Raw genomic sequence first — 12,868 nt, forward strand, 5'->3', positions numbered from 1 at the left:
ATGGAGTTATTCATATTGGCTGAGAAGCCGTTCCATTCGCGCATCCAGCCGACGTTTTATTTCGGTCTCGATGTGCGGGGCAAAGTCATCGATCACGTCTTGCATGATCAATAACGCGGCCGCGCGCAATTCGCTATCCAGATGCAGCAACGCGTCGGGGCCTTTACTGGGTTCCGGCGAGGGCTGCGCGGCAGGGGCGGGTGGCGGTGTCGGTTCGACCGTCTGCGGCGCATTGCCGACATGCTCGAACAGCATGGGAATCTGTTCCTGGTCACCGTCGATGACCGTGTCGGTCAGCAGCGGTGGTTGCAGGTTGTCATCGCCTAGCAGTTGGCGGATCGACTCGAGGTCGTCCAGTAAGTGCGCGGACTGTTGTTGCGGTTTCGGAGTGTCCATCGGAATGCTCAGAGTCGCTGTAAACGGTGGTCTTGCAGAGGATAGCCCTGTTCGCGGTAGAAACGGAAACTCTCCCGCGCAGCCGCGCGAATCGTCGGCTCTTCTACTACCACTTCCGCCACGCGGGCGAATTGTTTGGCAAATGCCGGGACTTTCAGGTCGAGATTGACCAGCAAATCCTGGTGCTGACCGCAGTCATCGCCCAGACCCAGCACGATCAGGCCGTCTGGTTCGCTTTCGGCAGGGCCATGAGGTACGAAGCTTTCGCCCTTGAAGGCCCACAAGCGGGCATCGAGATCCTCGCGCTGGGCGGCATCGCTGCAATGCAGGTAAATGCGGTGGCCCATACGCCAGGCTTTTTCTGTGAGCTTGCAGGCGAAATCCAGCCGTGCCGACGGAGCGGCGCTGGGCAGGATATAGAAGTCGACTTTGGTCATTGCGGTTCCTGAGCCAGAAACGGTGTCACGCGAAAGTGACACCGCCCCAGGTCATCGGTTTCAGGCTTTGGCGCGGTCCAGCAAGTATTGGGTCAGCAATGGAACAGGGCGGCCAGTGGCGCCCTTGTCCTTGCCGCCGCTGGTCCATGCGGTGCCGGCGATGTCCAGATGCGCCCAGTTCAGGTTCTTGGTGAAGCGCGACAGGAAGCAGGCGGCGGTGATGGTGCCGGCTTTCGGGCCGCCAATGTTGGCGATGTCGGCGAACGGGCTGTCCAGTTGCTCCTGGTATTCGTCGAACAATGGCAGTTGCCAGGCGCGGTCGTCAGCCGTTTGGCCGGCGCTCAGCAGTTGGCCGATCAGTTCATCGTTGTTGCCCAGCAGGCCGGAAGTGTGGGAGCCCAAGGCTACGACGCAAGCTCCAGTCAGGGTGGCGATGTCGATCACGGCTTGCGGCTTGAAACGCTCGGAGTAGGTCAGTGCATCGCACAGCACCAGACGGCCTTCGGCGTCGGTGTTGAGGATTTCCACGGTCTGGCCGCTCATGGTGGTGACGATGTCGCCAGGGCGCGAAGCGTTGCCGCTCGGCATGTTCTCGGCGCAGGCCAGGATGCACACCAGGTTGATCGGCAGGTTCAGTTCGAGCACGGCACGCAGGGTGCCAAACACGCTGGCAGCGCCGCCCATGTCGTACTTCATTTCATCCATGCCGGCGCCAGGCTTCAGGCTGATGCCGCCGGTGTCAAAGGTGATGCCTTTGCCGACCAGTGCGTACGGCTTCTCGGATTTCTTGCCGCCGTTGTATTGCATGACGATCAGGCGCGGCGGCTGGGCGCTGCCCTGGCCTACGGCGTAGAACGAGCCCATGCCCAGATCCTTGATCTTCTTCTCGTCAAGGACTTCGACTTTCAGGGTTTTGAATTCTTTACCGAGGTTCTTCGCTTGTTCGCCGAGGAATGTCGGGTGGCAGATGTTCGGCGGCAGATTGCCCAGGTTGCGGGTAAAGGCCATACCGTTGGCGATTGCGGTGGCGTGGGTCACTGCGCGCTGGACTTCAGCCTGTGCAGCCTTGATGGTCAGCAGGGTGACTTTTTTCAGGGCGCGAGGTTCGGCTTTCTGGCTCTTGAATTGGTCGAAGGTGTATTCGCCGTCCACCAGGGTTTCCGCCAGCAGGCGGGTTTTGCCATAGCTGTCGCGGCCTTTGACCACGACTTCATCCAGCGCCAGTACCGCATCGCTGCCGCCCAGCCCTTTGAGGGTGTTGAGTACGCCGGCAATGATTTTGCGGAATGGGCGGTCGCCGAGTTCTTCGTCCTTGCCCACGCCGACCAGCAGAACGCGTTCGGCCTTGAGATTCGGCAAGCTATGCAGCAACAGACTCTGGCCAACTTTGCCGGCGAGGTCGCCGCGCTTGAGCACTGCACTGATGGCGCCGCCACTCAGTTCGTCCAGTTGTCTGGCCACGGCGCCGAGCTTGCGGCCTTCGCCGACGGCGACGACCAGAGTGGCGGTCTTCAACGTTTCTGGGCTAACGCTTTTTACAACCAGTTCCATGTCCGGGTCCCTGAATGATGGTCAACGTGCGTGGGCAAAACGGCGACGCACAGACGCTTGCTTATATAAATAGAAAGACGCAGGTCACGGCCCGCGACAAAGGCCGCAGTTTGAACCTCGCTCCGTGCGCCTGACAACCCTCGGTTGTACGATCTTCAGTGCATTGACCGCCAGCTTGAGCATGCGCAGTGACAGGTGCACCCAATCACAGGATAATGCGCCATCTTTTTCGGCGGCTCTGCCCTGTGGGCTGTCTGATACGTTTGCTTGTTTGGCCGCCTTAGCCTGACAACCCTGGAGTGTCTGGTTTGATCGTCTTCCGTTATCTGTCCCGCGAAGTCCTGTTGACCTTGAGCGCTGTCAGCGCCGTGCTGCTGGTCATCATCATGAGCGGTCGCTTCATCAAATACCTTGCCCAGGCGGCCTCGGGCCTGTTGGATCCGGGCTCGCTATTCCTGATCATGGGCTTCCGTCTGCCGGGTTTCCTGCAACTGATCCTGCCTCTGGGCCTGTTTCTCGGGATCCTGCTGGCGTACGGTCGCCTGTACCTCGAAAGCGAAATGACCGTGCTGTCGGCCACCGGTATGAGCCAGCAGCGTTTGTTTGTCATTACCCTGTTTCCGGCCACGCTGGTCGCGCTGATAGTGGCCTGGCTAAGCCTGAGCCTGGCGCCACAAGGTGCCAATCAATTCCAGCTGCTGCTGAACAAGCAGGATGCGCTCACTGAGTTCGATACCTTGGAACCGGGTCGCTTCCAGGCGTTGCGTGACGGGACTCGGGTGACCTATACCGAACAACTGACCGATGATCGGGTCAATCTGGCGGGTGTGTTCATTTCTCAAAAAAATATTAACTCCGACCAGAAAGATCGCGGGATTTCCGTGTTGGTGGCCGAGAAGGGCCGCCAGGAAATCCGTCCGGACGGCAACCGCTATCTGATTCTCGACAACGGCTACCGCTACGACGGTAATCCGGGGCAGGCCGACTATCGCGCAATCAAGTACGACGAATACGGGGTATTGCTGCCAAAACCGGATGTCAGTGACGAAGTGACAGACCGTGATGCGATGACCACTCGTTCCTTGATTGGCACTGAAGACACGCGCTTGCGCGCTGAGCTGCAATGGCGTCTGTCCCTGCCACTGTTGGTGTTCATTGTGACCCTGATGGCGGTGCCGTTGTCGCGGGTCAACCCGCGTCAGGGTCGTTTCCTCAAGCTGCTGCCGGCGATTCTTCTTTATATGGCTTACCTGACCATCCTGATTGCCGCCCGCGGCGCCCTCGATAAGGGCAAGATCCCGCCTGCTCTGGGCTTATGGTGGGTTCACGGGGTGTTCCTGATCATCGGTCTCGGGTTGCTTTACTGGGAGCCGTTGCGCTTGAAGATGGCGAGTCGCCGCAGTGCGCTGGAGGTGGCTCGTGGTTAAGCTCGATCGCTACATCGGTAGCAGCGTATTCATGGCAATCCTGGCGGTACTGGGCATCATTCTCGGCCTGGCGACGCTGTTCGCCTTCATCGACGAGATGAGCGAAGTCAGCGACACCTATACCCTGTTGGATGCTTGCAGTTACGTCTTGCTGACGGCCCCGCGCCGTCTTTACGACATGTTGCCAATGGCGGCACTGATCGGATGCCTGATTGGCCTCGGCAGTCTGGCCAGCAACAGTGAGCTGACCATCATGCGCGCTGCCGGCGTGTCGATCGGTCGAATCGTCTGGGCGGTCATGAAGCCGATGCTGGTCCTGATGTTAGTGGGGGTGCTGATCGGCGAATACGTTGCGCCGGCCACCGAAGTCACTGCTCAGGCCAATCGCTCGCTGGCTCAGGGCAGCGGCGATGCGCAAAGCGCCAAACACGGCCTTTGGCACCGCCAGGGTGACGAGTTCATTCACGTCAACTCCGTGCAACCCAATGGCCTTCTGTACGGCGTGACCCGCTATCGTTTCGACAAAGAGCGGCACATGCTGTCCTCAAGCTTTGCCAAACGTGCCGAGTTCGACAAGGATCACTGGCAACTCAGCGACGTCACGACCACGGTGTTCCATGACAAGAGCACCGAAGTGGTCGTCACCCCCGTCGAGCGCTGGGAAATTGCCCTGAGCCCTCAGTTGCTGGATACCGTGGTAATGGCGCCTGAGTCGCTGTCAATCAGCGGTCTGTGGAGTTACATCCACTATCTGGCTGACCAGGACCTGAGCAATGGCCGCTACTGGCTGGCGTTTTGGGTCAAGGTGTTGCAGCCTCTGGTGACTGCCGCGCTAGTGCTGATGGCGATTTCCTTCATCTTTGGTCCGCTGCGTTCGGTAACCCTCGGTCAGCGTGTGTTCACCGGCGTTCTGGTGGGCTTCACCTTTCGTATCGTTCAGGATTTGTTGGGGCCTTCGAGTCTGGTGTTCGGTTTCTCGCCGCTGTTTGCAGTGCTCATTCCGGCGGGTGTTTGTGCCCTGGCCGGTGTCTGGCTGTTGCGCCGGGCCGGCTGATTAAGATTTTTTCATGGCCTTGCCGGTCGTTCAAAACGCCCCAGTCGCAGGACCGGGGCGTTTTTGTGCCTGCCGTCTGACCTGCAAACGTGACGCTTGCGCCGTGGATCAGGTACAATTCCCGGCTATTTTTCGGCGGGCTATGCCTGCAGCCTTTTTGAGTGTTGATCCGTGAGTGATTTGAGTCATATCCGCAATTTCTCCATCATCGCCCACATTGACCATGGCAAGTCGACGCTGGCTGATCGATTCATCCAGATGTGCGGCGGCCTTGCCGAGCGCGAAATGGAAGCCCAGGTGCTGGACTCCATGGACCTGGAGCGTGAACGCGGGATCACCATCAAGGCCCACAGCGTCACCCTTTATTACACCGCTCGCGATGGCATCAAGTACCAGCTGAATTTCATCGACACCCCGGGCCACGTTGACTTCACCTACGAAGTCAGCCGGTCGCTGGCGGCCTGTGAAGGTGCGTTGCTGGTGGTCGATGCCGGTCAGGGCGTTGAAGCGCAGTCGGTTGCCAACTGCTACACGGCGATCGAACAGGGCCTGGAAGTCATGCCGGTCCTGAACAAGATCGACCTGCCACAGGCCGATCCGGACCGCGTTAAAGAAGAAATCGAAAAAATCATCGGCATCGATGCCACCGACGCGGTCGAGTGCTCTGCCAAGACTGGTCTGGGCGTCGATGAAGTGCTCGAGCGCCTGGTCGCCACCATTCCTGCACCGACCGGCAACTACGAAGATCCGCTGCAAGCGTTGATCATCGATTCGTGGTTCGACAACTACCTGGGCGTTGTTTCCCTGGTACGAGTGCGCCACGGTCGTGTGAAGAAGGGCGACAAGATCCTGGTCAAATCCACCGGCAAGATCCACCTGGTGGACAGCGTCGGTGTATTCAACCCGAAACACACCCCTACCGCCGACCTTAAGGCTGGTGAAGTGGGCTTCATCATTGCCAGCATCAAGGATATTCACGGTGCGCCAGTGGGCGACACCCTGACCTTGAGCTCGACGCCAGACGTCGACGTGCTGCCAGGGTTCAAGCGCATTCAGCCGCAGGTCTACGCCGGTCTGTTCCCGGTCAGCTCCGACGACTTCGAAGACTTCCGTGAGGCCCTGCAAAAGCTCACGCTCAATGACTCGTCCCTGCAGTACACCCCGGAAAGCTCCGACGCCCTGGGCTTCGGCTTCCGTTGCGGGTTCCTCGGCATGCTGCACATGGAAATCATCCAGGAGCGCCTGGAGCGCGAGTACGACCTGGACCTGATCACCACAGCGCCGACAGTGATTTTCGAGCTGTTGCTGAAAACCGGTGAAACGATTTACGTCGATAACCCGTCGAAGCTTCCGGACCTGTCCTCAATCGAAGACATGCGTGAGCCAATCGTGCGGGCCAATATTCTCGTGCCGCAAGAGCACTTGGGCAACGTCATTACCCTGTGCATCGAAAAGCGTGGCGTGCAGCACGACATGTTGTTCCTCGGTTCCCAGGTTCAGGTGACCTACGATTTGCCGATGAACGAAGTGGTCCTGGACTTCTTCGACCGTCTGAAATCGACCAGCCGTGGTTATGCGTCGCTGGATTACCATTTCGACCGTTATCAATCGGCTAGTCTGGTGAAACTGGATGTGCTGATCAATGGTGACAAGGTCGACGCTCTGGCGCTGATCGTGCACAAGGATAACGCGCACTACAAAGGTCGCCAGTTGACCGAGAAGATGAAAGAACTGATTCCGCGCCAGATGTTCGACGTCGCGATCCAGGCCGCCATTGGCGGGCAGATCATTGCACGAACTTCCGTCAAGGCACTCAGAAAGAACGTATTGGCCAAATGCTACGGTGGTGACGTCAGCCGTAAGAAGAAGCTGCTTGAAAAGCAAAAGGCCGGTAAAAAACGCATGAAGCAAGTCGGCAACGTGGAAATTCCACAAGAAGCCTTCCTTGCAGTGCTCAGGTTGGATAGTTAGGTCCTATGTCACTAAATTTCCCGCTGTTGCTGGTCATCGCCGTGTTCGTCTGCGGCTTGTTGGGGTTGCTCGATCTGGTTTTCCTGGCACCGCGTCGGCGTGCTGCCATTGCCTCCTATCAGGGCAGCGTCAGCCAGCCTGATAGGGTGGTGGTCGAGAAACTGAACAAAGAGCCGTTGCTGGTCGAGTACGGCAAGTCGTTCTTCCCGGTGTTGTTCATCGTGCTGGTCCTGCGTTCGTTCCTGGTGGAACCGTTCCAGATTCCTTCCGGCTCGATGAAGCCGACCCTGGAAGTTGGCGATTTCATTCTGGTGAGCAAGTTTTCTTACGGGATCCGCCTGCCGGTGATCGACAAGAAAGTCATCGAAGTCGGTGATCCGCAACGCGGCGATGTGATGGTGTTCCGCTACCCGAGCGATCCGAACGTCAACTACATCAAGCGAGTAGTTGGCCTGCCGGGTGACAAGATTCGTTATACCGCTGACAAGCGTCTGTTCGTCAACGGCGAGTCGATTGCTGAACAGATGGTCGGCACCGAACCGGGCACGCTGGGCAGCGCTGAGCTCTATAAGGAAAAACTCGGCGCTGCCGAGCACCTGATCCGCAAGGAAATGAGCCGCTATCGAGCAACCCCGGATCATTCGTGGACCGTGCCGGCCGGGCACTACTTCATGATGGGCGACAACCGCGACAACTCCAACGACAGTCGCTTTTGGGATGATCCAAGTATTCCCAAGGATCTGCTGGGCATGGTTCCCGACAAGAATATCGTCGGCAAGGCCTTCGCAGTCTGGATGAGCTGGCCGGAACCTAAACTCAGTCACCTGCCGAATTTTTCGCGGGTTGGCCTGATCAAGTAATCACACACGGCGCTGTTGAACACAGCGCCGAATGCTTTTCTGGAACCGACACAATCGGTACCAAAAGCATGAAGCCAATGATATTCAGGACGTTATTTTTGAACACAGCGTTAATTGTCCCAGGCCTGCGCCGACTCTCGGCGATGGCGGTGGAATCCAACCACGAACTCAGCGTGGGTAAACCGTGAGCGTCTCCTTAAGCCGTCTCGAGCGTCAGCTCGGTTACACCTTCAAGGATCAGGAACTGATGGTCCTGGCCCTGACTCATCGCAGCTTTGCCGGGCGTAACAACGAACGCCTGGAATTCCTCGGTGATGCCATCCTTAATTTCGTCGCTGGCGAGGCGCTGTTCGATCGCTTCCCGCTGGCGCGTGAAGGCCAGTTGTCGCGTTTGCGTGCGCGTCTGGTGAAAGGCGAGACCCTGGCCGTACTGGCACGCGGTTTCGATCTGGGCGACTACCTGCGCCTGGGCTCCGGTGAACTGAAAAGCGGCGGCTTTCGTCGCGAGTCGATTCTGGCCGATGCCCTGGAAGCGCTGATTGGTGCGATCTACCTCGATGCCGGCATGGACATGGCGCGCGAACGCGTGCTGGCCTGGCTGGCCGGTGAGTTCGAAGGCCTGACATTGGTCGACACCAACAAAGATCCAAAAACCCGCCTGCAGGAATTCCTGCAATCGCGTGGTTGTGAGCTGCCACGTTACGAAGTGGTGGATATCCAGGGTGAGCCACATTGCCGGACGTTCTTCGTCGAATGTGAAATCACCTTACTGAATGAAAAAAGCCGAGGTCAGGGTGTGAGTCGTCGTATTGCCGAACAGGTAGCGGCCGCCGCAGCACTGATTGCCCTGGGTGTGGAGAATGGCAATGACTGATTCAACTGCAACTCGCTGTGGCTATGTTGCCATCGTCGGCCGTCCCAACGTGGGCAAGTCCACGCTGCTGAACCACATACTGGGTCAGAAACTGGCGATCACCTCGCGCAAACCGCAAACCACCCGCCACAACATGCTGGGCATCAAGACCGAAGGCGCCGTGCAGGCGATCTACGTCGACACCCCAGGCATGCACAAGGGCGGTGAAAAGGCTCTGAACCGCTACATGAACAAGACCGCTTCGGCGGCGTTGAAAGACGTCGACGTGGTGATCTTCGTGGTTGACCGCACCAAGTGGACCGACGAAGACCAGATGGTCCTCGAGCGCGTCCAGTATGTGACCGGTCCGTTGATCGTGGCGCTGAACAAGACTGATCGCATCGAAGACAAAGCTGAGCTGATGCCGCACCTTACCTGGTTGCAGGAACAGCTGCCGAACGCGCAGATCATGCCGATCTCGGCCCAGCACGGGCACAACCTCGAAGCGCTGGAGCGTGTGATTGCCGGTTACCTGCCGGAAAACGATCACTTCTTTCCGGAAGACCAGATCACTGACCGCAGCAGCCGCTTCCTCGCCGCTGAACTGGTGCGCGAGAAAATCATGCGCCAGATGGGCGCCGAGCTGCCGTACCAGATCACCGTGGAAATCGAAGAGTTCAAGCAGCAGGGCAAAACCCTGCACATCCATGCCTTGATCCTCGTTGAACGTGACGGCCAGAAGAAAATCATCATTGGCGACAAGGGCGAGCGCATCAAGCGAATCGGCACCGAGGCCCGCAAGGACATGGAGCTGCTGTTTGACTCCAAGATCATGCTCAACCTCTGGGTCAAAGTGAAAGGCGGCTGGTCCGATGATGAACGCGCATTGCGTTCGTTGGGTTATGGCGACCTGTAACGCCTGATCCCGGTTGCATAATTTCCATGTGGGAGCGAGCCTGCTCGCGATAGCGGTCTGACATTCAACATTGATGCTGAATGTAGTGCCCTCATCGCGAGCAGGCTCGCTCCCACAGTGGTTTGTGGTGGTCGGTAAAACTGTGTTTGCTCATTGAGAATTGCAACGTCCATGTCCCAAACCCCACCCACCGCCCAACCCGCCTACGTGCTTCACAGTCGCGCCTACCGCGAAAACAGTGCGTTGGTGGATTTCCTCACACCGCAAGGTCGGCTGCGAGCGGTGTTGCGCAGTGCGCGGGGCAAGGCCGGGACATTGGCGCGGCCGTTCGTACCCCTGGAAGTCGAGTTTCGGGGGCGCGGCGAATTGAAGAACGTCGGGCGTATGGAAGCCGCCGGTGTTTCAACCTGGCTTAGCGGTGAGGCGCTGTTCAGCGGTCTCTACCTTAATGAGCTGCTGATCCGTCTATTGCCCTCCGAAGACCCTCATCCCGGGGTATTCGATCACTACGCTGCGACTCTGCTCGCGCTGGCCGAGGGCCGTCCGTTGGAGCCGTTGTTGCGCTCGTTCGAATGGCGCTTGCTGGACGACCTCGGCTACGGCTTTGCACTGACCACGGACATCCACGGAGAGCCCATTGCCCCGGACGGTCTTTACCGTTTGCAGGTGGATGCGGGGCTGGAGCAGGTCTATCTGCTGCAACCCGGTTTGTTCAATGGCACCGAACTGTTGGCCATGGCCGATGCTGACTGGACCGCGCCCGGTGCGCTGTCCGCTGCCAAGCGTCTGATGCGCCAGGCATTGGCGGTACACCTGGGCGGTCGTCCTCTAGTCAGTCGCGAGCTGTTTCGCAAGCCGTAGTCTCCCCGTATGCTGTGCGCCGAATCTTTAAATTCAGGAGCGCTTCCGTGACCATCAGCAATCGCATTCTTCTTGGCGTGAACATCGACCACGTTGCCACCCTGCGTCAGGCCCGGGGCACTCGCTATCCGGATCCGGTCAAGGCTGCACTGGACGCGGAAGAGGCGGGCGCTGACGGCATCACCGTGCATTTGCGCGAAGACCGTCGGCACATCCAGGAACGCGACGTTCTGCTGCTCAAGGACGTGCTGCAAACCCGCATGAACTTCGAAATGGGTGTCACCGAAGAAATGATGGTGTTCGCCGAACGCATCCGTCCGGCGCACATTTGCCTGGTCCCGGAAACCCGTCAGGAGCTGACCACTGAAGGCGGCCTGGACGTGGCGGGGCAGGAAGCGCGGATCAAAGCCGCTGTGGATCGCTTGTCAAAGATTGGCTGCGAAGTGTCGCTGTTCATTGACGCGGATGAGCGGCAGATTGAGGCGTCGCGTCGTGTGGGCGCGCCGGCTATCGAACTGCACACCGGTCGTTACGCTGATGCCGAGACGCCAACGGACGTGGCTGAAGAGCTCAAGCGTGTGGCCGATGGCGTCGCGTTTGGCTTGGCTCAGGGGCTGATCGTCAATGCCGGGCATGGGTTGCATTACCACAACGTCGAAGCGGTGGCGGCGATCAAAGGCATCAACGAACTGAACATCGGCCATGCGCTGGTGGCGCATGCGCTGTTTGTCGGCTTCAAGTCGGCGGTGTCTGAAATGAAAGCACTGATCCTGGCTGCCGCCAAAGCCTAAAGCCCAACGCAAAACCACTGTGGGAGCGAGCCTGCTCGCGATAGCTTTCTTACAGTCAACATCTTCGTTGAATGTTAAGACGCCATCGCAAGCAGGCTCGCTCCCACATTTGATTTGTGTCGTCAGGGTTAGAGCGGCGCGGGCTCTTGAGCCGGCTTGGTCTTGTCGATCCCCGGCACATGCAGGTTGCCTTCGGCCACTTGATCACCTTCAAGCTGCGGCTGCGTGACCCACGTCAGGATGTCGTAGTAACGACGGATGTTCGCTACGAAATGCACCGGCTCGCCGCCCCGGGCGTAGCCATAGCGCGTCTTGCTGTACCACTTCTTCTCGGCCAGGCGCGGCAGCATTTTCTTCACGTCCAGCCACTTGTCCGGGTTCAGGCCTTCCTTGGTCGCCAGTTTGCGTGCGTCATCCAGGTGACCGCTGCCGACGTTGTAAGCCGCCAGGGCGAACCAGGTTCGATCCGGCTCCTGAATCGACTCGTCCAGTTGATCCTTCATGTAAGCCAGATACTTGGCTCCACCCATGATGCTTTGCTTGGGGTCGAGGCGGTTGGACACACCCATTGCCTGTGCGGTGTTCTGGGTCAACATCATCAGGCCGCGCACGCCAGTCTTGGACGTGACCGCCGGTTGCCACAACGATTCCTGATAACCGATGGCCGCCAGCAGGCGCCAATCGACTTTTTCTTTCTTGGCGTATGCCTTGAAGTGCTGTTCGTACTTGGGCAGGCGTTGTTGCAGGTGTTGGGCGAACGTGGTGGCGCCCATGTAGCCGAGAACGTCGACATGCCCGTAATAGCGGTCTTTGAGGCGCTGCAGGGTGCCGTTTTTCTGCACTTTGTCCAGGTAGTCATTGATTTCGTTGAGCAGGCTGTTGTCTTCGCCGGCGGCCACGGCCCAGCTTTGGTTGCTGGCGTCGCCGAGGTCGAAGGCGACCCGGATGTTGGTGAAGTACACCTGATTCATCGCGACTTCATTGGAGTCGACCAGGGTCAGATCGATCTGGCCTTCATCGACCATGCGCAGCAGGTCGACGACTTCAACCGCGTCGGATTCTTCATATTCAATGCCGGGGTATTTCTTTTTCAGCTCTGCCAACTGTTCGGCGTGGGTGCTGCCTTTGAGCACCATGATCTTCTTGCCGACCAAGTCACCGGCGTCGGTTGGTCGCGATTGGCCGTTGCGATAGATGATCTGAGGGGTAACTTCCAGGTAGGAGTGAGAAAACCTGACCTGTTTTTTACGTTCTTCGCTGCCGACCAGACCGGCTGCAGCCAGCACCGGGCCGTTAGGCTTGCCGATCTGGCTGTATAGGTCGTCGAGGTTGTCGGCAGTCTCGATCTTGAGTTCCACACCCAAATCGTCGGCGAAGCGCTTCACCAGCTCGTATTCGAAGCCGGTTTCGCCGTTGCGATCCTGGAAGTAGGTGGCGGGGCTGTTTCGGGTAACCACGCGCAGCACGCCATCCTCCTTTACGCGCTCCAGTGTGTTGGGTTTATCAACACAGCCATTGAGCAGCAGGAAGAGTCCGGTTGCGATCAGCCATTTGGCGTACCGCGGACGAAAAGCCGTTGGGGAAAACATCTGCGCAGTATACGCAAAGGACCACGAGCGCCATATCTCGACAGATAAGGGCTTGTCTGCTAGGCAATTGAAAAGCGCTCCAGAGCCCGCAGGAATGGGCCTGGAGAGCATTTTTTGAGCCGAAAAAATAACCCTTTTTGAGTGCCGTTTTCAGGCCCGGAT

General features: G+C 58.5%; 12 protein-coding genes. 8 read left to right on the forward strand and 4 right to left on the reverse strand.

The genetic code is table 11. The features are described from left to right. Positions 1 to 6 precede the first annotated feature (6 nt). Genes AC3ISI_RS04725 through AC3ISI_RS04735 form a run of 3 tightly spaced genes read right to left on the reverse strand, consistent with a single transcriptional unit; the run spans position 7 to position 2,384 of the window. On the reverse strand, positions 7 to 396 hold the full coding sequence (locus AC3ISI_RS04725; RefSeq protein ID WP_489335689.1) for a DNA polymerase III subunit chi: 390 nt from the start codon (positions 394 to 396) through the stop codon (positions 7 to 9). 8 nt (positions 397 to 404) lie between these two features. Then, a complete protein-coding gene (locus AC3ISI_RS04730; RefSeq protein ID WP_489335690.1) occupies positions 405 to 833 on the reverse strand; it encodes a DNA polymerase III subunit chi in 429 nt (142 codons plus the stop codon). A gap of 60 nt (positions 834 to 893) precedes the next feature. Next, positions 894 to 2,384: a leucyl aminopeptidase gene (locus AC3ISI_RS04735; RefSeq protein WP_489335691.1), complete on the reverse strand. Its 1,491-nt coding sequence runs from the start codon at positions 2,382 to 2,384 to the stop codon at positions 894 to 896. A 308-nt stretch (positions 2,385 to 2,692) separates the two neighbouring features. On the opposite strand from AC3ISI_RS04735, the gene lptF reads away from it, so the two are divergent. The 8 genes from lptF to pdxJ all read left to right on the forward strand — a co-directional run bounded on the left by lptF (position 2,693) and on the right by pdxJ (position 11,117). Next, entirely contained in the window at positions 2,693 to 3,811 is a 1,119-nt protein-coding gene (gene lptF, locus AC3ISI_RS04740) for an LPS export ABC transporter permease LptF (protein ID WP_489335692.1), read from the forward strand. Further along, positions 3,804 to 4,865 carry an LPS export ABC transporter permease LptG gene (gene lptG, locus AC3ISI_RS04745; RefSeq protein ID WP_489335693.1) on the forward strand — a complete coding sequence of 354 codons (1,062 nt, stop codon included), beginning with the start codon at positions 3,804 to 3,806 and terminating at the stop codon, positions 4,863 to 4,865. Before lptF ends, lptG begins: the two co-directional genes overlap by 8 nt. Positions 4,866 to 5,036: 171 nt before the next feature. Next, positions 5,037 to 6,836 (forward strand): translation elongation factor 4, encoded by a 1,800-nt coding sequence (gene lepA, locus AC3ISI_RS04750; RefSeq protein ID WP_223512046.1) that lies wholly within the window; start codon positions 5,037 to 5,039, stop codon positions 6,834 to 6,836. A gap of 5 nt (positions 6,837 to 6,841) precedes the next feature. Beyond that, the gene (gene lepB, locus AC3ISI_RS04755; protein WP_489335694.1) at positions 6,842 to 7,696 is read left to right on the forward strand and encodes a signal peptidase I; all 855 of its coding nucleotides are present in this window, start codon (positions 6,842 to 6,844) and stop codon (positions 7,694 to 7,696) included. Positions 7,697 to 7,880: 184 nt separating this feature from the next. Then, the gene (rnc, locus tag AC3ISI_RS04760) at positions 7,881 to 8,570 is read left to right on the forward strand and encodes a ribonuclease III (protein WP_027924885.1); all 690 of its coding nucleotides are present in this window, start codon (positions 7,881 to 7,883) and stop codon (positions 8,568 to 8,570) included. Then, positions 8,563 to 9,465 (forward strand): GTPase Era, encoded by a 903-nt coding sequence (gene era / locus AC3ISI_RS04765; protein WP_007944847.1) that lies wholly within the window; start codon positions 8,563 to 8,565, stop codon positions 9,463 to 9,465. The genes rnc and era overlap by 8 nt, the downstream gene beginning before the upstream one ends. 171 nt (positions 9,466 to 9,636) lie before the next feature. Beyond that, on the forward strand, positions 9,637 to 10,326 hold the full coding sequence (recO, locus tag AC3ISI_RS04770; RefSeq protein WP_489335695.1) for a DNA repair protein RecO: 690 nt from the start codon (positions 9,637 to 9,639) through the stop codon (positions 10,324 to 10,326). 47 nt (positions 10,327 to 10,373) lie between these two features. Then, on the forward strand, positions 10,374 to 11,117 hold the full coding sequence (gene pdxJ / locus AC3ISI_RS04775) for a pyridoxine 5'-phosphate synthase (protein ID WP_489335696.1): 744 nt from the start codon (positions 10,374 to 10,376) through the stop codon (positions 11,115 to 11,117). Positions 11,118 to 11,245: 128 nt separating this feature from the next. Here pdxJ and mltF read toward each other — a convergent pair whose 3' ends face one another. Beyond that, complete coding sequence (mltF, locus tag AC3ISI_RS04780) at positions 11,246 to 12,706, reverse strand: membrane-bound lytic murein transglycosylase MltF (protein WP_489335697.1); 1,461 nt, start codon at positions 12,704 to 12,706, stop codon at positions 11,246 to 11,248. Between the last annotated feature and the right edge of the window lie 162 nt (positions 12,707 to 12,868).

Source organism: Pseudomonas sp. GL_139_B, from assembly GCF_057834475.1.

Bases quoted from the DNA above. Each gene is read 5' to 3' on its own strand.
- AC3ISI_RS04725 (WP_489335689.1), bottom strand. From the start codon at position 396: ATGGACACTCCGAAACCGCAACAACAGTCCGCGCACTTACTGGACGAC.
- AC3ISI_RS04730 (WP_489335690.1), bottom strand. From the start codon at position 833: ATGACCAAAGTCGACTTCTATATCCTGCCCAGCGCCGCTCCGTCGGCA.
- AC3ISI_RS04735 (WP_489335691.1), bottom strand. From the start codon at position 2,384: ATGGAACTGGTTGTAAAAAGCGTTAGCCCAGAAACGTTGAAGACCGCC.
- lepB (WP_489335694.1), top strand. From the start codon at position 6,842: ATGTCACTAAATTTCCCGCTGTTGCTGGTCATCGCCGTGTTCGTCTGC.
- era (WP_007944847.1), top strand. From the start codon at position 8,563: ATGACTGATTCAACTGCAACTCGCTGTGGCTATGTTGCCATCGTCGGC.
- recO (WP_489335695.1), top strand. From the start codon at position 9,637: ATGTCCCAAACCCCACCCACCGCCCAACCCGCCTACGTGCTTCACAGT.
- mltF (WP_489335697.1), bottom strand. From the start codon at position 12,706: ATGTTTTCCCCAACGGCTTTTCGTCCGCGGTACGCCAAATGGCTGATC.